Source organism: Sorangium sp. So ce1335 (assembly GCF_051521615.1).
Lineage (GTDB): Bacteria > Myxococcota_A > Polyangia > Polyangiales > Polyangiaceae > Sorangium.
On the sequence record NZ_CP150363.1, the window covers coordinates 9,500,247 to 9,522,578 of the forward strand.

Consider the following 22,332-nt stretch of genomic DNA (forward strand, 5'->3'; position numbering starts at 1 on the left):
TGACGAGTGCGCTCCGCCGCGGCTCCGGCGCTCCTCCCGCGTTGCGCTCGCGCAGGCGGTGCAACAGGATCCCGGCATGCAGATCCGACGGCCGCAGGCCCCGGCGAAGCCGAAATCTTCTCTTATGATCGAGCGGCTGCCGTCCATCCTGCTGTCGCTGTTTGCGGCGTTCTTCGCGGCTATCGCGAGCTTCGTGATCTCGGCCGCCTACGCAGAGCACCGAGCCGCCGAGATCGACGCGGCGGCGACGAGCTTGGCGGAGAACGCCGCGCCGAGCGTCATGTACCTGGCGGCCGCGCGCGCCGAGCTGAGGCATACGCAGGCGCTCCTGAGCGACCTCGTCAACAACGCCGTGCTGAGCCGGCCGCTCGACCGCCACGAGCTCGATCGGGCGCGCGACAATCTATCCCGGAACCTCGACGCCTACCTCGTCCTGCCCGTCTATCCGGGAGAGCTCAAGCAGTGGCAGACCGTCGCGCAGGAGCTCGGCAAGCTCGGCCTGGACACCGACCGGGTGCTTGCGCTGGCGGAGAGCGGCCATCCGGACGAGGCCACCAAGCTCATGGACGTCGCGCTGCGAGCAGACTTCGACGCGACGAGCGAGGCCGTGATGGCGAGCATCGAGCTCAACGCGCACCACGTACGTCGCATGGCGATCGAGATCGCGGCCAACCGCGTTCGCTCGCGTCGGATCGCGCTGGCGCTCCACACGGCGAGCGTGGCGTTCGCGCTGCTGGCCTGCGCGGCGGCTGCCGTGCAGATCCGGCGCAACGTGAGGCTGCTCTGGCAGCAGGGCGTGCTCCTGGAGCGTCGAGCGGATGAGCTCGAGCAGTTCGCTGGCCGGGTCGCGCACGACGTGCTCGGCCCGCTCGGCGCGGTCGCGCTCGCGCTGGACGTCGCCCTGCGGCGGTGCGGCGAGGGAGAGCCGGCACGAAGGTCGATCGAGCGGGGCCGGCAGGCGGTCATGCGGGTCAAGCGCATCACCAACGGGCTTCTGGAGTTCGCTCGCGCGGGCGCGAGGCCGGAGCCGGGCGCGCGCGCCGAGGTGCGCGCTGTGATCGACGACCTCATGGTCGAGCTCGTCCCTGTCGCGGTGGAGCTCGGCGCGGAGCTCCGCGTCGAGCCCGTCGCCCCGTGCGCGGTGGCCGCGAGCCCCGGCGTGCTGACCAGCATCCTCGCCAACCTGATCCGCAACGCGCTCAAATACCTCGGCGACTCGGCGGACTGTCGCGTCATCGTCCGGGTGCTCGACGCCGGAGACGCTGTGCGTATCGAGGTGGAGGACACGGGGCCCGGCATCGCGCCAGCCGTCGAGCAGCTGGTATTCGAGCCTCACATCCGAGCGCAAGGCGCTCGAGTGCCGGGTCTGGGGCTGGGCCTCGCGACCGTCAAACGCCTGACCGAGGCGCACGACGGCCGCGTGGGGCTCCGCACGGTCGTGGGCAAGGGGAGCCTCTTTTGGTTCGAGCTGCCCAAGGCGAGCGCCGACGCGGCGCACGCGTCCGACGTCGACTCCGGCGCCGGCGCGTGACCTCCGCAGCGTCGACCAGGGCGGCTGGTCCTGTAGTGTCCTCTCGGATGCCCTCCTGGAAACGTCCGGGCACACGTCGTGTCGCTCGTCCGGGCGACGCCGCCTCACCGCTCGGCGTGCTCGAGCCACGCGCGCGCGTCCTTCTCCAGCAGCGGATCCCCGAGCCGCACCGACAGCTCGAGCAGGTCCTCGAACTCGCGCCGCGCGAGCGCGTCGTTCCGCGCGTTCTTCAGCAGCATCGCCGCCGCCCAGCGGCCCTGCAGCACGTCGTGCCAGTAACCCTGCTCCTCCGCCCGCGCGATGAGCTCCTTCAGCCGCTCGCGCGCGTCCCCCGCCCCCTGCACGCCGTCGAGGTACGCGATGTACATCCGGTTCGAGGCGGCCACCCGCTCGTACCCGGCCTCGTCCGCCCGCGCCAGCGACTCCGCGAAGAGCGCCCGCGCCCGCTCGTGGTCGCCGAGCCGGACGCACGCGTACGCGAGGTTGTGCAGGTTCACCACCCCGTCGAAGCGCAGCCCGAGCGCCCCATCCAGCTCGAGCGCGCGCTCGCACGCCCGCACCGCGGCGCGGAAATCCCCCGTGTAGAGCTCGATCATCACGAGCAGCTTCGCCCGCACCGCCTCGGCCGCCCGGTCGCCCGCGTCCCCCACCGCCGCCGAGCGCGCCAGCGCCTCCATCGCGCCGGGCCGATCCCCCGACGTCGCCCGCGCCAGGGCGACCGACAGGAGCGCCCGCGGATCGTCGATCGGCCCGAGCGCGTCGAGGTCCAGCGCCGCGCGCCGCGCGCGCGCGAACTGCCCCTGGAGGCACGCGACCTCCAGGTCCACCATCAGCGCCTCGCGCAGCAGCTCGCGGTGCCCGAGCGCCATCTCGAAGACGCCGTCGAGCAGGTCGTGCGACAGCCGGAACAGGTTCGTCGCGCCGAACGCCCGGGCGAGCTCGATGCGCGACTTCACCCGCAGCTCGAGCGGCGAGACCGCATCGACGCGCGACAGGATGCGGTCCGAGGCCGCCGCCAGCGACGGCGCGCGGCGCGCGTGGCCCACCGCCTTCGAGAGCGTCTCCACCCACCGGCCGAGCTCCTCCGGGTCGCGCCGCGACACGTCCGCCAGCTCGAACGCCCGCGTCATCGCGGCGATCGCCTCGTCGAAGCGGCCCACCCGCACGCGGACCCGCGCCGCGCGCGCGAGGTGCCCCGCCGCCCCGTCGGTGTTGCCGAGCGCGAGCGCCTCCTCCGCCGCGCGGCCGAGGTGCCTGTCGACGAGCGCGAGCGCCGCCGGGTCGTCCCCGCCCACGCGCCCCAGCCACTCGGCCGCGAGCCAGTGCCCGAGCGCGCGATCCGCGTCGGTCAGCATCTCGTAGGCCGCGTCGCGCACGAGCCCGTGGCGGAACGCGTACTCCGGCTCGCCGCGGAGCATCGACTCGGGCCGCGGCACGATGAGCTCGCGCTTCTCCAGCGTGAGCAGCCACGACTCGAGCTGCGGCACCTGCCCGCCCCCGCCGAGCAGCGCCTCCACCCCCCCGCGCCAGAACACCTCGCCGAGCACCGCGGCCGCGCGCAGCACCCGCCGCGCCTCGGGCTCCAGCGCCGCGAGCCGCGACTGCATCATCGCCAGCACCGTCTCCGGCACCCCCCGCGGCCGCTTCTCCACCGCCGCGCGCACGAGCTCCTCGAGGAAGAACGCGTTGCCCGCCGACCGGTCGACCAGGGCCGCGAGCTCGTCCGCCGGCACCGCGTCGCCGAGCACCTCGCGCGCGATCCGCTCGCACGCGCGGCGCGACAGCTCGCCGAGCCGCATCTCCGTCGCCTCGCGCTCCTCCCACAGGTCCGGGAACGCCTCGCGCACCCCGGGGCGCGCGAGCGCCAGCACCATCAGCGGCCTCTGCCGCAAGAGCCGCAGCGCCGCGTCGATGTACTCCACCGTGCTCCGGTCGCCGAAGTGCAGGTCCTCCAGCACGATCAGCACCGGGTGCGCGTCGCACTCGGCCCGGAGGAAGTCGAGCCACGCCCGCCGCGTCTGCTCGTCCATCACCGCCCGGTCCTGCCGCGCCGCGCGCAGCGCCGGGCTCTCCGGGAACGGCGCCCCGATCACCTCGCCGAGCAGCTCCGCCACCCGCTCCCGCGCGGCCTCGCCCACGTGCCGCGCGACCCGCGCCGCGAGCTTCGCCTGCCGCGCCTCGAGCGGCTCGTCCTCCGCGATCCCCGCCGCGCGCCGCACGATCTGCGCGAGCAGCCCGAGCGGCGCCCCGGCGCGCATCGGATCGCCGTGCGCGCGCCACACCTCGACCGGCTCGCTCCGCGCCTCGATCCGCCGGACGAGCTCGTGACCGAGGCGCGACTTGCCGACGCCGGCCCCCGCGGTGACGAGCACCACGCGCGCCACCCCCTCGCTGGCGCACTCCTCGAGCAGGTCCTCGAGCGCCCGGAGCTCGCGCTCGCGCCCCACGAACGTCGTCGGCTTGCCGAGCACCTTGCGCCCGCCCTCCTGCGGCTCGCGCGCGCCGAGCAGCGTGGGCCCCTGGCTGCCCGCGGCGATCTCGAACCGATCGCCGACGAGCGCGGCCGTCATCTGGTCGATGAGCACCGGCCGGCCCGACGACGGATCCTCCGAGGCGTGGCGCACGCGCGCGTCGAGCAGCGCCCCGGCGCGGTCGATGACCTGCCCCACCGCCTGCGTCCCGGCGATGACGTCCCAGCCCGTGGCCAGCGCCACCCACGCGCCCGGCAAGAGCGCGTGGATCGAGAGGGCGCAGCGGGCGGCGTTGCCGGCGAGGTCGGTCGGCGAGCCCGCGCCGGCGACGACGGCCGCGACCGAGCCGTCGGCGAGCACCTCCAGGACGGCGCCGTGCGACTGCGCCGCCTGCCGCACCTCGTGGAACGGCGTCGTCGGCGGCGGGGCCGGCCGCGGCCGCGCCGGCGGCGCGGCCGCGAGCAGATCGGCCGGCAGCGCGTCCTTGCTGCCGGAGACGACCGTCGGATCGTGGCCGGACAGCATCGTGTCGTTCGCGCGCGGCGGGCCCGCGATGGCCTGCGGGCGGGCCGACGGCGGGCCGCGCTTGCCCGCGCTCATCTCGGCCGCGAGCACCACGCTGACGAGCCGCCGCTCGCTCTTCGTCAGCGCGGGCGTCGGCAGGCCCGTGCCGGTCGACATGCTGCCCTCGACGACGCTCAGCATGCGGAGCTCGGCGGCGATCTCGCCCGCGTCCGCGGGGCGCTCCGCGGGGTTCTTCGCGAGCAGCCGCGTCACGAGCAGGTCGAGCGACGGCGGGATGTTCGGGCAGAAGGTGCTCGGGCGCGGCGCGGCCTCGAAGAGCACCTTGGCGAGCACCGACAGCGGGTGCTGGGCGACGAACGGCGACCGCCCGGTGATGCACTCGAACAGCAGGCACCCGATCGAGTAGAGGTCCGCGCGCGCGTCGACGTCGAGGTCGCCGCGGACGCGCTCCGGCGCCATGTAGGCGGGCGTACCGATGGCCGAGCCCGTCAGGGTGAGCTCGTACGTCGCGTCGGCCTGGCGCGCGATGCCGAAGTCGATGAGCTTGGCGCTCCCGATGTCGCCGCCCGGCAGGAACACGTTCGTCGGCTTGAGGTCGCGGTGGACGATGCCGCGCGCGTGGACGGCGGCGAGCGCCTCGGCGACGCGGCCGACGAGCATCAGGCTGTGCTCGATCCCGAGCGGGCCGCGCGACAGCCGGGCGCCGAGGTCCTCGCCCTCGAGCCACTCCATGGCGAGGTAGTAGAGCCCGTCGGCGGTGACGCCGTGGTCGATGTAGCGGGCGACCGCGGGGTGCTCGAGCTCCGCGAGCAGGCGCGCCTCCCGCTGGAAGCGCACGACGTGCTCCCGGCCCTGGTTGAAGATCACCTTGAGCGCGACCGCCTGGCTGCCCTGCAGGTCGAGCGCTCGCCACACCGCGCCCATCCCGCCGGAGCCCGCGAGGCGCTCCAGCAGGAAGCGGTTGGCGATGACGTGACCTGAGTGCATGGCGCAAGCTTCCGGGTGCGGACCCTCGCCGGCCAGGGGCCGAGGCGCGGGCAGGGCAGGGAAACGGCGGGCCGCGGGCTCGTCGCCTGCGTCCCACCGCGAGAATACCCATCCCGCGGCGCCGCTACGAGCCTCGACGACGTCGGGCGGCGCTCGGGCCGCAGAGGGCGCCGGCCGGGCGGCGCCGCAGCCCCCCGGGCGGGAGCGGCGCGTCGTGGGGGAGTCGTGGGCAGAGGCCGGGCGCCGGGCGGCGCCCCGGGGCCTCAGCTCGCGAGGCGCTCGAGCCGCGCGTCGACCTCGCGCTCGGCGTTGAGCCAGTCGTCAACGGGGTTGTTCCGGAAGCCGGCCCTCTCGGCATAACCATAGGCCACCTTCGCGATCAGGCGGTGCCGCTCCTCGCGCGACAGCCGCGCGGGCGGCGGCGCGACCTTCGGCGCCTCGACGCGCGCGCGCTCGGCCGCGGGCTCCGCGACGCGAGACGGCACCAGGGCGGCGGCCGGGGCAGAGGCCGCGCCCTTCGGCTGCACGGCGCTCGGCGTCTCCGAGGCGACCGGGGCAGCGAGCGTGCTCGGGACCTTCGTGGTCTTCGTGCGGGCCGGGGTCTTGCGCTTCGAGCTCATCTCGTCGTGTCTCCTTTCGGGTGCACGGGTCGACTAACCCAGGTCCGCGCTCACGCACAAATTTTGAGCACGTAGTTTCTCGCCGTCCGCACCGCTCCCGTCGGGATCTCCCTTCCACGAGAGCGCCGTTCGCGGTAGAGTGGATGTGGCTGACCGGAGGACAACACCCGGCATCTGTCAGCCATCATCCTCGTTGGTCATCGCCGCCGGTCGCGCGCCGTCCGCCATCGTCGCTCGTCGAGGTCTACCCCGATGACGGCCTGCGCCGGGGACAGCACGGTATGTAGAAAATGGCAGACGCGACGCACGCCGTCTGCTCGCGGATGGGAATGGCAGCCGCGGCGCTCGCCGTCTGCCGATGAACGAACATGGCAGACGCGCGCGCGTCGTCTGCTCACGAATGAAAATGGCAGTCTCGGCGCTCGCCGTCTGCCCATGAATCGAGGAGATGCGATGTGGAAGACAGCGCAGCCCCTTCCTGGCGCACGAAGCACCTCCGCTCCCTCGGCGGCGGGATGATGACGCGCGTCCTCTGCGTCGAGGATGACAGCGAGGTGCGCCTCGTCGGCGCCTCGGAGCGCTGGGCGCGCGCGATGGAGGAGCTCGGGCGGCTCGCCGCGCACGATCGCGCGCCGCTGCTCATCGCGGGCGAGCCCGGGACGGGCAAGGAGCTCTGCGCGCGGCACCTCCACGCGGCGAGCCCTCGCGCGGGCGGCCCCTTCGTGGCGGTGAGCGCGGCGCGCCTCCCGGCCGAGCGCCTCGGCGAGGAGCTGTTCGGCGTGGAGACGTGCGCGGGCGGCCGCCCCGCGGCGCGCCCCGGGCTGTTCGAGCTCGCCCAGGGGGGCACGCTGTTCCTCGACGAGATCGGCGCGCTGCCGCTCGATCTGCAGCAGCGGCTCGTCGGCTTGCTCGACGGCGCGCCGCTCTGCCGGATCGGCGGCGAGGCGCCGCTCGTCGCGGACGTGCGCGTCATCGCCGCCACGAGCCGCGATCTGCGCGCGCGCGTCATCGAGCGCTCGTTCCACCCCGATCTTCACCAGCGCGTCGGCGCGCTCGGGCTCTCGCTCCCGCCGCTGCGCGAGCGCGACGGCGACGTGCGCCGGCTCGTCGAGCATTTCCTCGAGCGCCAGCGCGGCGCGGCGGGGCTCGCGGGCGGCGGCGTCTCCCCGCGCGCGCTCGCGCAGCTCGAGGCGTATCCCTGGCCCGGGAACGTCCGCGAGCTCCGGCGCGTCGTCGAGCGCGCGTCCCTCCTCGCGCACGGCGCGCCGCTCGACCTGGAGCACCTGCCGCCCGAGATCGGCGCGCTCGGTGCGCCCGTGCGACCGAGCGCGCCGAGCGCGCCGCCGCGGTCGGGCCCGCCCGGCGCGCTGCGGCCGTCCCCGCCGGCGCGGGGCAGCGCGTCGCTCGGCGAGGCCGTGCGCCGCCACATCCTCGCCGTCTACGCCGCCCAGGGCGGCAACGTGACCCGCACGGCGAGCGCGCTCGGGATCACGCGCGTCTCGCTCCGCCGGCACCTGCGCCAGTACCTCGCCGCGGACGCGCGCGGCAAGGAGCCGCTGAGCGACTGACCTGCTCGTGTTGGCGGCGCGACAGCGTGGGCGGAGCGTCGCTGTTCTCCGCGATGCGCGCGCGCTTCTTTGGCGCTGCGTGCGCTGACAGGCCTCTCGCGATCGGATACTCCTCGAGGCCATGTTGCGCCGTCGATCTGCATTCTTGATGACATCTGCCTCCATCGCCGCGCTCCTCGCGGTGCCGCTCGCGTGCGGAAACGATCACGAGCTCGACGGCGGCCACGGAAAGGGCACCGGCGGCGCCGGGGCGCACGGCGGCGGCGTCGGCGGTGGTGGGCAGGGCGCCGTGCTCTGCCCGACGACGTTCACGTTCGTCCCGCCGCCCGGGGCCACGGACGTCCGTGTCCCCGGCGAGTGGAACGGCTTCGACATCGACGCTGCCCCGGAGATGGTCGAGGGCGACGTGCCTGGCGAGCTCGTGGCCACGGTCGACCTGCCGCCGGGGCTCCACGGCTACAAGATCGCCTATCGGTCCGGCAGCGAGGTCGCGTGGGTGTTCGACCCTGCGGAGGGGCGCCGCAAGTACGTCGGCGGCGTCGAGAACTCGGCGATCAAGGTCCCTGACTGCCGCCTTCCGGCGTTCTCTGTCGCCTCGAGCCAGGTGACGCGGCCTGCGGCCGGCGAGGGCGTCTACGAGGCGCGGCTCGTGTACCGGGACGGCATCGAGGCCGCGGGCCCCGACGCGACCGCGTTCGAGGCGGTGCTGCTGGATCAGGACGGCGAGGCGCGCCCGCTCACGGAGCAAGAGCTCTCGGTCGACGCGCGCGGCGACGTGCGGATCGACCTCGGGGGCCTCGCCGACGGCAAGTACCGGGTGACCGTGCGCGGCGCCACCCAGACGGGCCGCGTCGGCGAGCCGCTCCGGCTCGTCTTCTGGGTCGAGGAGGAGCCGTTTTCCTGGGAGGACGCGCTCATCTACATGGTCGTCACGGATCGCTACCGCGACGGCGATCCCGACCTGAACGCGCCGCCGACGCCGGGCGCCGATCCGCGGGGCGACTGGCTCGGCGGGGATCTCGAGGGGCTGCGGCAGGCGATCGCGGACGGCACGCTCGACGCGCTGGGCGTGCGGGCCATCTGGCTCACCCCGTTCCAGGAGAACCCGGCCGGCGCCTACCCCGCGAGCGATGGAGTCCACCAGGTGACCGGCTATCACGGCTACTGGCCCATCAAGGCGCGCGAGGTGGATCCGCGGCTCGGCGGCGAAGACGCGCTCCGCGCGGTCGTGGCCGAGGCGCACCGCCACGGGATCCGGGTGCTCCAGGACTTCGTCGTGAACCACGTCCACGAAGATCACGAGTACGTCGCGTCGCACCCGGACTGGTTCAGGACGGGGTGTGTCTGCGGCACGGACGGCTGCGACTGGACGGCGCGCGCGCTCGACTGCATGTTCGCGGGGTATCTCCCCGACGTCGACCACACGGTGCCCGAGGCCAATGCGGCCTTCGTCGACGACGCGATCTACTGGCTCGACGAGTTCGATCTCGACGGGCTCCGGGTGGACGCCGTGAAGCACGTGGAGGAGATCGCGACGCGCAACCTCGCCGCGGAGGTCCGGGCGGCGTTCGAGCCGGCGGGCACCCGTTACTTCCTGATGGGCGAGACGGCGATGGGCTGGAGCGACTGCGGCCAGAGCGCGTCGTGCAACGACGAGAACTACGGGACGATCGCGAAGTACATCGGCCCGCACGGGCTGGACGGCCAGTTCGATTTCGTCCTCTATCACGGCGTCTCGTACCGCACGTTCGCCTGGGGCGACACGGGCATGCTGCACGCCGCCTACTGGGTCGAGGACGGCCAGCGGCGGTGGCCCGAGGGCGCGATCATGACGCCGTACCTCGGCAGCCACGACACGGCCCGGTTCGCGACGTTGGCGGACTACCGCGACGGGCAGGGGGCGCGTAACCGGGACGTCCCGAACCGTCAGTGGACGGACACCGCGTCGGAGCCGGCGTCTTCGGACGTCTACGGGCGGGTGCGGCTCGGGATGGCGTGGCTGCTCGGCCTTCCCGGGGCGCCGCTCCTCTATTACGGCGACGAGTACGGCGAGTGGGGCGGGGTCGACCCGAACAACCGCAGCCTGTGGCGCTCCGAGGTGGAGCTCACGGAAGCCGAGCGCGACACCCTCGATTTCGTGCGCCAGCTCGGCGCCGCGCGCCGGGACATCCCGGCGCTCCGCCGCGGCGCCTACGTGAACCTGACCGCCACGGAGGACACGCTCGTCTTCGGGCGCCGCCTCGCCGGGGGGAGGTCCGCTGTCGTGGCGCTGACGCGGGCGGGCACGGCGCAGCCCATCTCGGTCGAGGTCGCAGAGGCGCTCGGCCTCCCGGCGGGCGCGGAGCTCACCGACGCGCTCAGCGGGCAGACGGCGACGGTCTCCGCGGCCGGCATGCTCTCGATGACGATCCCGCCGGGCGGCGCGGTGATCTTCGCGCCGTGATCCCTCGAGCCATCGGCGGCTCTGTCATGAGGAAGAGAATTGAACCACAGAGGCACAGAGGGCACAGAGGGGGAGAGAGAGAATTGAACCACAGAGGCACAGAGGGCACAGAGGGGGAGAGAGAGAATTGAACCACAGAGGCACAGAGGGCACAGAGGGAGAGAGAAAGAACAGAGCACAGACGCAGAGACAGAGGACCTACAATCCCTTCTTTTTCTCTTCTCTCCCCTCTGTGCCCTCTGTGCCCTCTGTGGTTCAAAAATCTCTTCTCATGACCCCTCCCGGATCCCCCTGCCGCCCACCGCTCAGGACGCGACGCGCACGAGCAGCTTGCCGAAGTTCTCGCCCTTGAGCAGCCCGATGAAGGCCTCGGGCGCCTTCTCCAGCCCCTCGACGATGTCCTCGCGGTACTTGACGCGCCCCTCGCGGATCCAGCGGCTCATCGCCTCCAGGAACTCGCCGCGCTGCTCGGCGAAGTCGCCGACGATGAAGCCGCGCAGCATCAGGCGGTTGGAGAGCACCAGCCTCATCAGGCCAGGCAGGCGGTCCGGCCCGGGGGGCGGCGCGACGTCGTTGTAGTGGGCGATGAGGCCGCAGACAGGCACGCGGGCGAACGGATTCAGGAGCGGCAGCACCGCATCGAACACGGCGCCGCCGACGTTCTCGAAATACACGTCGATCCCGTCCGGACAGGCCGCCTTCAGGCGGTCGGCCAGATCGGGGCTGCGGTGGTCGAGGCACGCGTCGAAGCCGAGCTCGTTCACAACGTGGTCGCACTTGCGCTGCCCGCCCGCGATGCCGATCGCGCGGCAGCCCTTGATCTTCGCGATCTGCCCCACGACCGAGCCCACCGCCCCCGAGGCCGCCGCGACGACCACGGTCTCGCCCGGCTTCGGCTGACCGAGGTTGAGCAGCCCTGTGTAGGCCGTCATGCCCGGCATCCCCAGCACGCCGAGCGCCGTCGAGACGGGGCCGAGCGCCGGATCCACCTTCCGCAGCCCGCTTCCCTCCGCGATCGCGTACGCCTGCCAGCCCGTCCGCCCCTCCACGATGTCGCCCGGCGACAGCCCGACGACGCTCGACCGGAGCACCTCGCTCACCGCGCCGCCGACCATCACGTCGCCGATCTCGACGGGCGGCGCGTACGACTTGCCGGCGCTCATGCGCCCGCGCATGTAGGGGTCCAGCGACAGGTACAGCGTGCGCAGCAGCGCGCGCCCCTCGCCCGGGTCGGACAGCTCCTCCTCGATCAGCGTGAAGTCAGACGTCTTGGGCTCGCCGGCCGGCCGCGCGGCGAGGACGATCTTGCGGTTGCGCAGGGGGGTCATGGTCCGGCGATCCTGGCCGACCCGGGCGAGATTTCCAGCGGATGGCGGCGCGCATCGACCCGGGCGAGCCGGGCGAGCGCGCGGCCTGCTCGGGCCGGGGCCGCGGGGAGGCGGCGCTGCCCGCGTTGCGCGATTGAGCTCCGCGGGCAACGAGGGTATGTCGAGCCTGCACGATGCAGTCCCTCGACGCGATCCGGCTGCCGGCGGAGCTCAGCGGCCCTCCCCCGCGCTCCTGGGCGGCGCTGCGGTATGCCCGGCGCCAGCTCGCGGGCGTGGGGTACGCCCTGGCGTTCTGGATCGCGCTGCTCGTCGCCGGCTCGTTTTACCGCGACGTCCCGTTCGTCGAGATGGTCCTCGCCTTCTCGCTTGTCGTCATGCCGTTCGTGCTCCTGTATCAGGCGCTGGGCAGCTACACCGCCTGCCGCCTGGCGCTGCGCGGCGCGCCGTCGGCCGCGCAGATCTACGAGGGGGTCGTCGTGACGAGGTTCGGGGCGGTGAAGATCTGGCACGTCATCGTCGCCGGCGAGCACGTGCGGATCCGCGCCGACGCCCCTGCCGACAGGAGCATGGTCGTCCTCGTGACCCCCGAGACGAGCCGGGGGAAGCGCCGTGTCGGCGTGTACCATCCCCAGATCGGGATCTGCACGTCGCTCGTGTGATCCGGGCGGCTTCGATCGGGCGGCAGATCGCTCCAGCGTACCGCGCGCCTGCTCTGGCTCAGCGGTGGAAAAATGAGGCGCCCGGCCCCGCGTAGAGGCGGGCCGGCCCGGAGGCACCGAAGAGGATCGCGAGATGGGAGCTGTTCGCTGGGAGCTGCGCCGCAGCGTGCGCGACCCAGCCAGAGCAGCGCGCCCGATCGAGGGCACCGGCGGCGCCCGCGGTGATCCCCAGAGCGCCCGCGTAAGCCCGCAGATCTTTGAGCACCCCCTCGCGAGGCAAGGGCGGTGCGCTCCGGTCGAAGGGCGTCACGATCGCCACCGTCGATCCGTCGCCCTTGGCATGGAGGCGCCACGCCGCCGCAGTGAACGCGCGGTCCGACCCATGATGAGCGACCTTGACCACATCGAGCGCCTGGATCTCCCGGAGCTGGTTGTCCTCTCGCAGAGACATGATCACGCCCTTCCAGCCGGAGGCGTCCTCTCGCGACCGTCCGTTCTCCACGTCCCCGGCAAGCAGGATCCGCCGCCCGCCATGGCGAACAACGAGGGCCAACGAGAGCGTGTTCGGCCGATCTCCGAGGGAGCGCTCGCCGACGAGGTACGCTCGGAGCGCCTCGGACAACGCGGGCTCGTCTTCGGCGCGCTGCACCAGCCTGCGTAGCTGCGCGCGCGCGTGGCGTTGATCGCAGCCGGTCGGCGCCAGACACCACACCTCGCACTCGTCCGAGAGCCGCCTCGGCCTGGTCTGGAAATGGGCCTCGTGCGCGACGCCCTTCTGCTCCAGCGCGTCGATGGCCAGAAGCGCGTCATGGACCTCCTTCATCCGTGTATCCTCGGGGTCCTGCCGGCACCAGAAGGCGACCAGATCGCGAATAGTTCCCGCAGGATAGCGCCAGACACGCCGCGGAGGGTACGCGGCGAGGAGCCGGGGCAGACCCCGGATATGGTCCAGGTCAGGGTGCGTGACTGCGAGCAGATCGACGTGCTCCACCGCGAGCTGCTGCAACAGCGAGAGGGTCAGGTTCTCGCTGCCGTGAACGCACGAGTCCACGACGACGCAAAGGCCGCCGGGCATGAGCACCACCTGGCTCTCGCCGAAGCCTGGACCGACGAAATAGACGCCGATCTCATCTGGGCCGGGTCGCGGTAAGCTCCTCGCCGCCAGCTCGGCTGCCATCCTCGTGCCCCAGGTAAGGATGAAGGCGCGGATACCGACGTAAGGCGGGCCGCCAGCGCGCGATGACCTCGAAGCGCCGCCGCCCCCACCTGCCGTGCGCCATCCCGCGGAGCACGGGCTCTGCGAAGTAGCTGGGCGCCTCGGTGCGCTCGTATTCCGTGAGGTAGCGCTTCATCCCGCGGTGGAACTCGGTCTCGACGTCTTCCCCGAGCAGGGCGCGGAAGCCGAGCAGGCGGCCATGGTAGAGCGGGTTCTTGCGCTCGAGATCGAACGCCCGGCTGTAAGCCTGCAGTATCGCGCTCGCCCGCTCGATGGAAGGCTCCTCGTCGCCGCACGCAAGGGCGAGATTGTACCCGAGGTACTCCCAGGCATAGGCGTCCTCGGAATCGTAGCTCACGATGGTGCGGTAGATCTTCGCCGCATCCTCGTAGCGTTCCTCACGACTCCAGCGAAACGCGAGGCCGCGGAGGTCGGAGACGTAGTGATGCGCCGTGCTGAGCGCGTCGTCGAGATCCCCCCCCTGGACCGCGTGGAAGTGGGCTTCGAGCTGGGCTTCGAGCGGGATCCGATCGAGCGGCGCGCGCCCCCAGCGCCGGTGAAGATCCTGGATCGCATCGGGCATGCTGCGGGCCGCGAGCGCGCGGAGCTGATGCCGGACCGCGCGCGGCATGCGGACGTCCGCGCCGGAGAGCGTCTGGAGCAGACCGCAGGCCCGGAGCGCGTTGACGGACGCCCGCGGGAGCCATGGCTCGTCCGCGTGGGGGGCAAGGCGGAAAGGACCGAGCGTGCCGTTCAGCGCTTGCGGCTGGCGCAGGCAGCTCAGACGCTTGGCCGCTTCCTGCGAAGAAGGCGGCAGCGCCTCGTAGACCACGTCCAGCAGATCCTCCTCGAAGCCATCGGGCCCGCCGGCGTCGACGAGCCGCTCGATCTCCCGCACGCTCAGGGTCTCGCTCGTCACGAGCCAGGTGAGGAGCGGCCGGCACTCCGGCGAGACGAGCTCGAGGAGCGCTTCGAGCTGCGGCTCGGCCGCAGGGCTCGGCGATGCTTCTTGCTCGTCGCTCTCGGCAACCTGCTCCAGCTCCAGCGACAGGCTGGGAGAGGGCTTCGGGCGCACGAGCACCCAGCCGCCCCGCCTCACCGCGCCGAGCAAGGCGGTGAGGAACTCGCGGCGCTGGCGGACGAAATCCCGGTCGTCCCAGAGCGTCTCGGCGCGGACCGGCCCTGGATCGAGCGCATCGATGTCGACGAGGCACGCCCAGGGCGCTCTGCCGGCGGGAATGCCTCTGCTCAGCACGTACTCCACGGCATCGAGCCGCGCGGCCCAGCGCGTCCGCGGGTCGAGGCAGAGCTCGGCGGCATCGCGCACGCTCCGCGTGGACGCCTGCGCGTCGGATTCGCACGCCATCAGCACGATGAGGCGGAGGTGATCGTCCGGATCGCCGAAGGCCGTCCAGATCGGAGCGCCAGCCACGCTGGGGGCGTGGCCACTCACGACGATGCGCGTGGGCGGGAGCCTGGTCTCCGGCATGACGTCCACGCGTCAGCTTACTCGCCGATGGTCGTGGGTCTAGTGGGCGCCCGCGTGCCCTGCTCGACCGTCGTTGTCGGTCCGGCGCCCTTGCGCCGCGCAACGAGCCCGCGGAAAAGCCGGAAGGGCGCGAGCGGCGCACGGACAGAGAGGGGTCGATTCCCCCCTTTCCTTGCGTCCCTTGCGCCCTTGAGATGTGCCGGAGCTTCAGCCTGTCCGTCGCCCCGCGGCGTCTTCACCCATCTCCCACGAGACGCACAGCGCGCCGCGGAGCGGTGCTCGCCGGCTCAGACGGCCGACTTCACGAGCCGCAGCCGGCTCGGGGACTGTCCCCGCTCGTTGAGGCGGAGCTCCGAGGCGGCGGGGGCGCGGCGCCGCACCGGCTGGTGCAGCCGGGCGCTCGCGAGGATCGCCTCGCACAGGTCGCCGAACTCGTAGCCCGCCGCCGCCGCGATCTTCGGCAGCAGGCTCGTCTGCGTCATGCCCGGCAGGGTGTTCACCTCGAGCACGTACTCGTTCTCTCCGCCCGTCACGAGCAGGTCCACGCGCACGGCGCCGGTGCACCCGAGCGCCTGGGCCGCCCGCTCCGCCAGGTTGAGGACCCCGCGGTAGCGGGTCGGCGGCAGGCGCGCCGGCATGTGGTACTCGGTCATCCCCGGCGTGTACTTGGCCTCGTAGTCATAAAGCCCCTTCTTCGGGACGATCTCGATCGCGCCAAGGATCTTCCCGTCCAGGATCCCCACGTTGACCTCGGTCCCGGAGACGAACCGCTCCACGATGGCGGCGTCGTCGAACTCGAACGCCAGCGCGAGCGCCGACCGGAGCTCCTCGAGCGAGCCGGCCTTGGCCACGCCGAGGCTCGACCCCTCGCCGCGCGGCTTCACGATGACAGGGAACCCGAACGAGCCGTGGATCGCGTCGAGCTCCTCCAGGTCCTGATGAGCACCTACAGTGTAGTAGGGAGGCGTCGGCACGTTGTGGAGCCGGAACATCTCCTTGGCCTTCAGCTTGTCCATCGCGAGGGCGCTCGCGAGCACGCTCGACCCGGTGTACGGGACCTGGGCGAGCTCCAGGACGCCCTGCACACACCCGTCCTCACCGAGCCGCCCGTGCAGGGCCAGGAACGCCGCGTCGAGCTGCGCGCGCTGCAGCGTGGCGCAGAGCTCCGCGCCGAACCGGTCGCCGAGCGTGATCCGGACGACATCGTACCCGCGCGCCTCGAGCGCCTCGGCGACGGCCGCGCCCGAGCGCAGGGACACTTCGCGCTCACCCGACGAGCCGCCCATCACGACGCCGACCCGCCTCCGGACTTGCCGCTCCACCATCGAAGAACCTCCGTCGCCTTCCCGTGCGAACAACAACACCACGCCAGCATCTCCCGGTACAGTCAATGTGCCGGACAGACACTGCGCAAGAACCAAGCCAGCGGCTCCCAAGGCCCGTTCATGGCGGCCTTTGCCGCGGCGGCGCGGGTTTCCTTCGCTGTGGTTGAGGAAAGCTGCGCCCGCCCGCCGTGTTCACCTGCCCACGGCGCGCTGACCGCCAACCCGGTATCAAGGCCAGCGGCGGAGGTCAACTAAACGGAGCGATCCCTCCATCGGGGCGGCGGGCGCGGCGGAGGGCCTCTCGCGGGGTGTTCCGCGGCACAGGGGCGGCGAGATCCCTCCCCCCGCGCGGCGCCAGCGGCTTCCCTCTCCCCCTCCGCTCCCCGGGGCGCCGCCGGCGCGTCGTGCCCTTCGCGCCCCGGAGGAATTACCGGAGCAACGCGCGAGCCGTCATGGAATGTGCGGTCCTCGTTCGTTCTCTCGCGGCGCCGCCTGCCGCCCGGCCGGGCGGCGGGGGTGCCAGGCCACGGAGACGCAGCGTTCGAATCGCGAAGGGGCATGGTTCGCCATGGAAGGTACATGGCTCGCCATGAGGGAGCTGCGCTGGACTCCCCTCCACGGCGCGGCCCTCGTGGGCGTCCCGCGTCGCCACGGCGCTGTGAGGAGGCGCGGGCCGTGCGGCAGATCCAGCGCGATCCGCCGGACAGGGCGGCTGCGAGCCACGTTGTCAGCTGCGGCGCCGCCGGCGCTGAAGGGCAGTCCAGAGAGATGCCGTGATAATTCCTCTCCGCTCTCCGTAAGTGGCTGCACTCGACCGTACCGACAATCCAGCGTGGAAGCGCGCTTTTCTGCTCCTCGTCATTAACACCCTTTGGTAGGCTCGCGCTCAGCCCATGCGGAGACCCCTTGGCGCCTGTGGGTCAGGTCCGATCCTGCGGAGTTCCTCGGCTCGGTTGTAGAGGACACACCGTGGCGGCCTCATCCCATGACCCGTCGAGCGTGCGCTCGGGAGGTGCCAGGGTAGGATACCTGCGTGCTCGTTTCCGATCTCGTCGCCACCTCCGAGCGTGTCGCCACAACGTCCAGCCGTCTCGAGAAGATCGCTGCCCTCGCCGACCTCCTGCGCCGGCTGTCGCCCGGGGAGGTGGAGATCGGGGTCGACTGGCTGGCCGGGCGGCTGCGCCAGGGCCGCATCGGCCTCGGTCCGTCGATGGTCACCGAGGCGCGCCGCGCCGGTCCTGCGGCGGCCGAGCCCGCGCTCACGCTCGGCGAGGCGGACGCCGTCTTCTCGGAGATCGCGGGCACCACGGGCCCTGGCTCCGCGGGGCAGCGCCGCGCGGCGCTCGGCCGGCTCTTCGCGCGGGCGACCGAGGTCGAGCGCGACTTCTTCGCGCGGCTCCTCGTCGGCGAGCTCCGCCAGGGCGCGCTCGAGGCGGTCATGATCGAGGCGGTGGCGCGCGCCGCGGGGCTCCCTCCGGCGTCGCTGCGACGGGCGGTCATGCTGGCCGGCGACGCGGCCGAGGTCGCCAAGGCGGCGCTCCTCGAGGGGGCCCACGGCCTCCAGCGCTTCTCGCTGCAGCTGCTCCGCCCGGTGCAGCCGATGCTGGCGCAGGCCGCCGACGACGTCACGGCGGCGCTCGGCGAGCTCCGCGCGATGGCGCTGGAGTGGAAGCTCGACGGCGCGCGCGTGCAGGTCCACAAGGCCGGCGACGAGGTGCGCGTCTTCAGCCGCAGCCTCAACCCCGTCACGAAGGCGGTCCCGGAGATCGTCGAGGCGGTGCGCGCGCTCCCGGCCCGCTCGCTCGTGCTGGACGGCGAGGCGATCGCGCTGCGGCCGGACGGCGCGCCGCACCCGTTCCAGGTCACGATGCGCCGCTTCGGCCGCACGCTCGACGTGGCCTCGCTGCGGGCCGAGCTGCCGCTGCGGGCCCTGTTCTTCGACGTGCTGCACCTCGACGGCGAGGATCTGCTCGACCGGTCGGGCAGCGAGCGCGCCGCGGCGCTCCGTCAGGTGCTCGACAGGTCGCTGCGGGTCCCGCGGATCGAGCTCCCGACGGCGGCCGAGGCCGAGGCGTTCTTCGCGGACGCGCTCGCGCGCGGCCACGAGGGGGTGATGGCCAAGTCGCTGGCCGCCCCGTACGAGGCCGGGCGGCGCGGCAGCTCGTGGCTCAAGGTGAAGCGCGCGCACACGCTCGATCTCGTCGTGCTGGCGGTCGAGTGGGGGAGCGGCCGGCGCCGCGGGCTGCTCAGCAACCTTCACCTCGGCGCCCGCGACCCTGGCGCCGGCGGCTTCGTGATGCTCGGCAAGACGTTCAAGGGCATGACCGACGAGGTGCTCGCCTGGCAGACGCAGCGGCTGCTCGAGCTGGAGATCACGCGCGACGCCTATACGGTCTACGTGCGGCCGGAGCTCGTCGTCGAGATCGCCTTCGACGGCGTGCAGGCGAGCCCGCAGTACCCCGGCGGCCTCGCGCTCCGCTTCGCCCGGCTGAAGCGCTATCGCCCGGACAAGGCCGCCGCCGACGCCAGCACCATCGACGAGGTGCGCGCCATCCACGCCGGCGCGCTCGCGCGCGAGGCGGCCGAGCAGGACATGCCGGCGCGCGAGGCGGCCGAAGGCGGAGCGGCCGAGGGCGGGGTGGCGGCGGGCGGCGAAGGGCCGGCTGGGGGCGAGGGGTCGTGATGCGAGCGGGCGAGTCCGCTTCGTCGAGAGCGACGTGTTCCGTTCACGATTCGTGCGATGACGCGCGGCGCTCCGCCGGCGAGTAACGTCCAGGACGAGAGGCTTGCAGGCGTGGCTCGCGCTTGGCGAGCGTGAGAGCATCATCGGATCCATCGAGCCTCGTGTTCGGGTGTTGACCCGCGCGGAGCGATGTTGGTAGGGTCGCCCACGGTCTGCGCCTGCGCGGGGCCGTCACCTGGGGAGGGGAAAACCGATGACCTGTCGGCTGGGCGGCGCCCTGCTCATCGTGCTCGCCTGCGGCTGCTCCATTGTGGACCCCGACGACCGCGACGAGCTCAGAGATCGGATTGCGGCGATGCCACTGCAAGCGATATCAGAGCTCAAGAGGTTGGGCATGAACGCCGCCGCAATCAGGTGGCTCGACAGCAAGGACAAGCATGATCAGGTCGGCAAGCTCCAATGCCGCTACCAAGCCGGTGGTCAGTGGACCAGCTGGGCCGACCAGGAGCCGCCCTTGACTGTGGCCGACATGCTCTACCATCTCATCACGACCCCTTTATGGATAACTTATGAGATGGCCAAGGACCAATGGGAATCCGTTGAGCGTCAAGCCAGGAAAACGGATCTCATGAACAGCCTGCCGATCCCTGGCGGAGCGACCGTGGAGTGCCGGTTCGTGTGGGATTTCCGCTACGATCCGGAGAAGGTGCCGGCCGAGCTGACGGACCCCGACGAGTTCGACACGGACGACATGATCGACGCCATGATCGCGCTACCGGCACCGCCACCCGGATGGGCCTTTCCTCAGCTCGTCCCGCTCCTCTGCCCGCTCGGCGCCGGGCCGGGCTGGGGATGCCCGCCGACGCCTACCGACCCGACCGGTGGTCAACCGACAGACCCGACCGGCGGTCAACCGGGAGATTGGCCGTGAAGTGGTGGTCGAGCTTCCCGCCCGGAGGGGTCCAACTGCGCGAAGCGGTCGCCGGACACGGCCTCTTTACAACCAAGGACCCCGAATCATGGACGTGGGACCTCGAGAATCTGGGCAGGCATTGCGCCGAAGCGTGGCGCGACGACCTGCTCGAGGAGGACCGCGCATGGGCAGAGCGACACCGCGAGAAGTTCGCGCGGTGGATTGACGATTCGCGACACCCGGGCGTCGGCCAGGGCAACGCAGGGGCTCCCCCGAGCCGCCACGGACGCTTCGACGGGCAGCTGGCTCCGCCCTGGCCGATGCTGCTCGAGGCCGTCCAGAGCGCGTTCTTTGTCATGCTCGAGGCCTTCAAGAAGGAGCGCCCCGGCACAAGCGAGCTTGCTGCAGCGGACCCGATGTCTCGCCTCCACAGGACCTATCTCTGGCGGACGCTGACGTCCGACGACACGACCGAGGAGCTCCGGGCCCAGGCGCTCCGCGCCTTCCGGAGAGGGTTTCGGATCGGGCGCCGCGGAAAACCGAAAACGCTGACGAGACCCATTCCCCCGATGCTGAAGCCGCCCTCGGGCTGGAGCCACGCGCCCGAGCTCCCCGGGCCGAGCGCCGCGCGCGACCGCGCGATCAGGGCCCTGCCGCCGCCGGCCAGTCGAGAGGAGCTGGTTTCACGCGAGGAGGAGCTCCGCGCGCTGTATGCGACCGCATGGCGAGAGGACGTCCCGGAGGAGGACCGCATCTGGGCAGCGATGTACCGCGACACATGGACGATGTCGATCAACTACCGCTGGCGGACGGCCCTCGCGCAGAGCGCTTACGAAGGCTATCTCCAGAGCAGCGATGGACGCTTTGGCGGGGAGGCCGCTCGACCGTGGCGGAGCCTGAGCCACCACGCCTCGGAGCCATGGTGCTCTTTCGTGGATCGCGTCGTGGAGGCGCCCGAAGGCGAGAGCGATCTGGTGACGGCCGAGGCGGCGGTATGGGAATACTGGGACACGCTCTACCGCGAAGCCCCGCCGTGGGACGGCGACCCGGACCAGGCGCACTGGCTCGCGGCGCTCCGCGCTGCCCGAAGAAAGGCGCAGGCCGACGATGGTCCGCCGGAGATGGGCAGGTAGCGCGCCGACCGGGCCGTGCGCCGCGGTCGTCGCGCTGTGGCTCGTGTCCACGGGCGCCCGGGCTGAAGACGACGCGCCGCCGCGGTGGCAGGTCGACGTCAAGGCGGCCTATGTCGTGCTGGGGGCGAGCGCCGCGCGCGCGACCGGCGGCATCATGCCGTCGGTCACCGGCATGCACCGATGGCCCCTCCGTGACACCGTGGACATCGGCCTCGGCGCCGACGCGGGGCTCTTCGGTCTGGGCGGCGACGCCCGCTGGCTCGGCTTCCTGGGAGGCCCGGCGGCGTCAGCCCGTGTCACGCCTTTCCGTGCGCCCGTCTCCCTCGAGCTGACCGCGCGGCTCGACTTCGGCCGCATCCCCGTGTGCAACGCGTGGGGGCTGTGCCTGCGGTACCTCGGCTTCTTCCCGGCCGTGGAGGCCGGGGCGGCCTACGTGTCGACGCAGCACGTGGCGATCGTGGCGACGTGCGGCGTCCGCTTCGTCAGGACGCTCGCGTGGTCCGGTGTCAGCGTGGAGCCCGCGGCGGCGGGTCGGATCTTCTGGTAGACCCGGCCGCCCGGCCGGAATCGGCCAGTCGGCCCCGCTGCAATGCTTCGTCGTCTCGGTGCGCCGGGTCGGGCAGCCCGCTCGCCAGCGGCGCTGTCCGCCTGCTCGTTGAACACCCCGCTCTGCGTGGTAATCATCACGCGATGAGATTTCTCCTCAGTCCTCCGACGTCGCACCGGCCCTCTCTCATCGTGGAGACCCACGAGCGGATCACGCCAGAGATTCAAGACGAATTCCGCGCGGACATGTATGGCCGAAGCTGCGCAAACGGGATTCTCCTGGACAGCGAAGCGTGCCTGGTATTTCGCGACACCTTCGAGGACCTCGGCCCACAGTCCATCAAGGTCGATCTGACGCTTCGCACCGATGACGTGCTCAGCACGGTCCAGGGCGGGAGCTTGGATGAGAAGGTCCAGACATGGCTCGCCTTGCTGTCGACCTCGTGGGATCATGCGATTGCGCAAGACCAAGAAGGAGTGGCAGAGCTCGTCTATGACATCGTGCCCGCGGCGGTCGGCACGCAGATCCAGATCGTAGGAGGCCAGCGGTGAAGCACGTCTTCGTCAAGACGAATTTCCTCGTGGACCTGCTTCGACCGTTCCCCGTGCGCGACGCGGCGACGCTCTTCGAGCGAGTCGCCAACGATTTCATCCTTCATATCCCGTGGGTCTCGGTCTCCGAAGCCAAACGAACCATCACAACGAAGATCATCAACATGGTCCTCGGCGCCGTGCTCTTCCGCGCGCAAGAGCTGTTCGACAATGGGGAGAGGGATCTCTATTTCTGCAATGCGAACATCAGGGACTTCGGCCCGACCAGCGGAAACGCTCTGGGCGCTGCATACGCGGCGTGCGGACTTCAGTATCTCTCCGACTTCAAGGTGCCGTGAGCTGC

General features: G+C 72.0%; 16 protein-coding genes. 10 read left to right on the forward strand and 6 right to left on the reverse strand.

Annotated features, from left to right (window positions below; translation table 11 throughout):
* The first annotated feature begins 76 nt into the window (after window positions 1–76).
* Window positions 77–1,531, forward strand: a complete 1,455-nt coding sequence (locus WMF24_RS35340) for a sensor histidine kinase (protein WP_437731853.1) — start codon at window positions 77–79, stop codon at window positions 1,529–1,531.
* A gap of 104 nt (window positions 1,532–1,635) precedes the next feature.
* Here the strand turns inward: WMF24_RS35340 and WMF24_RS35345 are convergent, their stop codons facing one another.
* Both WMF24_RS35345 and WMF24_RS35350 read right to left on the reverse strand, forming a co-directional pair.
* Window positions 1,636–5,514 carry a protein kinase domain-containing protein gene (locus WMF24_RS35345; RefSeq protein WP_437731854.1) on the reverse strand — a complete coding sequence of 1,293 codons (3,879 nt, stop codon included), beginning with the start codon at window positions 5,512–5,514 and terminating at the stop codon, window positions 1,636–1,638.
* A gap of 263 nt (window positions 5,515–5,777) precedes the next feature.
* On the reverse strand, window positions 5,778–6,134 hold the full coding sequence (locus tag WMF24_RS35350; protein WP_437731855.1) for a DUF2934 domain-containing protein: 357 nt from the start codon (window positions 6,132–6,134) through the stop codon (window positions 5,778–5,780).
* Between the two features lie 455 nt (window positions 6,135–6,589).
* Here WMF24_RS35350 and WMF24_RS35355 point away from each other — a divergent pair, with 455 nt between their 5' ends.
* Complete coding sequence (locus WMF24_RS35355; RefSeq protein ID WP_437731856.1) at window positions 6,590–7,702, forward strand: sigma 54-interacting transcriptional regulator; 1,113 nt, start codon at window positions 6,590–6,592, stop codon at window positions 7,700–7,702.
* A 148-nt stretch (window positions 7,703–7,850) separates the two neighbouring features.
* Complete coding sequence (locus WMF24_RS35360) at window positions 7,851–10,145, forward strand: alpha-amylase family glycosyl hydrolase (protein WP_437731857.1); 2,295 nt, start codon at window positions 7,851–7,853, stop codon at window positions 10,143–10,145.
* A gap of 305 nt (window positions 10,146–10,450) precedes the next feature.
* On the opposite strand, the gene WMF24_RS35365 is transcribed toward WMF24_RS35360, so the two are convergent.
* Window positions 10,451–11,473, reverse strand: coding sequence for an NADP-dependent oxidoreductase (locus WMF24_RS35365; protein ID WP_437731858.1), 1,023 nt, complete (start codon window positions 11,471–11,473; stop codon window positions 10,451–10,453).
* Window positions 11,474–11,646: 173 nt separating this feature from the next.
* Here WMF24_RS35365 and WMF24_RS35370 point away from each other — a divergent pair, with 173 nt between their 5' ends.
* Entirely contained in the window at window positions 11,647–12,132 is a 486-nt protein-coding gene (locus WMF24_RS35370; RefSeq protein ID WP_437731859.1) for a hypothetical protein, read from the forward strand.
* Between the two features lie 58 nt (window positions 12,133–12,190).
* Here the strand turns inward: WMF24_RS35370 and WMF24_RS35375 are convergent, their stop codons facing one another.
* The 3 genes from WMF24_RS35375 to WMF24_RS35385 form a co-directional block, all read right to left on the reverse strand.
* Entirely contained in the window at window positions 12,191–13,309 is a 1,119-nt protein-coding gene (locus tag WMF24_RS35375) for an MBL fold metallo-hydrolase (RefSeq protein WP_437731860.1), read from the reverse strand.
* The gene (locus WMF24_RS35380; protein ID WP_437731861.1) at window positions 13,260–14,837 is read right to left on the reverse strand and encodes a hypothetical protein; all 1,578 of its coding nucleotides are present in this window, start codon (window positions 14,835–14,837) and stop codon (window positions 13,260–13,262) included. The genes WMF24_RS35375 and WMF24_RS35380 overlap by 50 nt, the downstream gene beginning before the upstream one ends.
* A 287-nt stretch (window positions 14,838–15,124) precedes the next feature.
* Window positions 15,125–16,162, reverse strand: coding sequence for a D-alanine--D-alanine ligase (locus WMF24_RS35385; protein WP_437731862.1), 1,038 nt, complete (start codon window positions 16,160–16,162; stop codon window positions 15,125–15,127).
* A gap of 1,033 nt (window positions 16,163–17,195) precedes the next feature.
* Between WMF24_RS35385 and WMF24_RS35390 the strand changes: the two genes are divergently transcribed.
* From WMF24_RS35390 to WMF24_RS35415, 6 genes are all read left to right on the forward strand, one after another.
* Window positions 17,196–18,845, forward strand: coding sequence for an ATP-dependent DNA ligase (locus WMF24_RS35390; RefSeq protein ID WP_437731863.1), 1,650 nt, complete (start codon window positions 17,196–17,198; stop codon window positions 18,843–18,845).
* A 253-nt stretch (window positions 18,846–19,098) separates the two neighbouring features.
* Window positions 19,099–19,776 carry a hypothetical protein gene (locus tag WMF24_RS35395; RefSeq protein WP_437731864.1) on the forward strand — a complete coding sequence of 226 codons (678 nt, stop codon included), beginning with the start codon at window positions 19,099–19,101 and terminating at the stop codon, window positions 19,774–19,776.
* A 302-nt stretch (window positions 19,777–20,078) separates the two neighbouring features.
* Window positions 20,079–20,891, forward strand: coding sequence for a hypothetical protein (locus WMF24_RS35400; protein ID WP_437731865.1), 813 nt, complete (start codon window positions 20,079–20,081; stop codon window positions 20,889–20,891).
* Complete coding sequence (locus WMF24_RS35405; RefSeq protein ID WP_437731866.1) at window positions 20,866–21,438, forward strand: hypothetical protein; 573 nt, start codon at window positions 20,866–20,868, stop codon at window positions 21,436–21,438. Before WMF24_RS35400 ends, WMF24_RS35405 begins: the two co-directional genes overlap by 26 nt.
* Window positions 21,439–21,629: 191 nt before the next feature.
* Entirely contained in the window at window positions 21,630–21,989 is a 360-nt protein-coding gene (locus WMF24_RS35410; RefSeq protein WP_437731867.1) for a hypothetical protein, read from the forward strand.
* A complete protein-coding gene (locus WMF24_RS35415) occupies window positions 21,986–22,327 on the forward strand; it encodes a hypothetical protein (RefSeq protein WP_437731868.1) in 342 nt (113 codons plus the stop codon). Before WMF24_RS35410 ends, WMF24_RS35415 begins: the two co-directional genes overlap by 4 nt.
* Window positions 22,328–22,332 lie beyond the last annotated feature (5 nt).

Bases quoted from the DNA above. Each gene is read 5' to 3' on its own strand.
- WMF24_RS35340 (WP_437731853.1), top strand. From the start codon at position 77: ATGCAGATCCGACGGCCGCAGGCCCCGGCGAAGCCGAAATCTTCTCTT.
- WMF24_RS35345 (WP_437731854.1), bottom strand. From the start codon at position 5,514: ATGCACTCAGGTCACGTCATCGCCAACCGCTTCCTGCTGGAGCGCCTC.
- WMF24_RS35350 (WP_437731855.1), bottom strand. From the start codon at position 6,134: ATGAGCTCGAAGCGCAAGACCCCGGCCCGCACGAAGACCACGAAGGTC.
- WMF24_RS35360 (WP_437731857.1), top strand. From the start codon at position 7,851: ATGACATCTGCCTCCATCGCCGCGCTCCTCGCGGTGCCGCTCGCGTGC.
- WMF24_RS35365 (WP_437731858.1), bottom strand. From the start codon at position 11,473: ATGACCCCCCTGCGCAACCGCAAGATCGTCCTCGCCGCGCGGCCGGCC.
- WMF24_RS35370 (WP_437731859.1), top strand. From the start codon at position 11,647: ATGCAGTCCCTCGACGCGATCCGGCTGCCGGCGGAGCTCAGCGGCCCT.
- WMF24_RS35375 (WP_437731860.1), bottom strand. From the start codon at position 13,309: ATGGCAGCCGAGCTGGCGGCGAGGAGCTTACCGCGACCCGGCCCAGAT.
- WMF24_RS35380 (WP_437731861.1), bottom strand. From the start codon at position 14,837: ATGCCGGAGACCAGGCTCCCGCCCACGCGCATCGTCGTGAGTGGCCAC.
- WMF24_RS35385 (WP_437731862.1), bottom strand. From the start codon at position 16,162: ATGGTGGAGCGGCAAGTCCGGAGGCGGGTCGGCGTCGTGATGGGCGGC.
- WMF24_RS35395 (WP_437731864.1), top strand. From the start codon at position 19,099: ATGACCTGTCGGCTGGGCGGCGCCCTGCTCATCGTGCTCGCCTGCGGC.
- WMF24_RS35400 (WP_437731865.1), top strand. From the start codon at position 20,079: ATGCTGCTCGAGGCCGTCCAGAGCGCGTTCTTTGTCATGCTCGAGGCC.
- WMF24_RS35405 (WP_437731866.1), top strand. From the start codon at position 20,866: ATGGTCCGCCGGAGATGGGCAGGTAGCGCGCCGACCGGGCCGTGCGCC.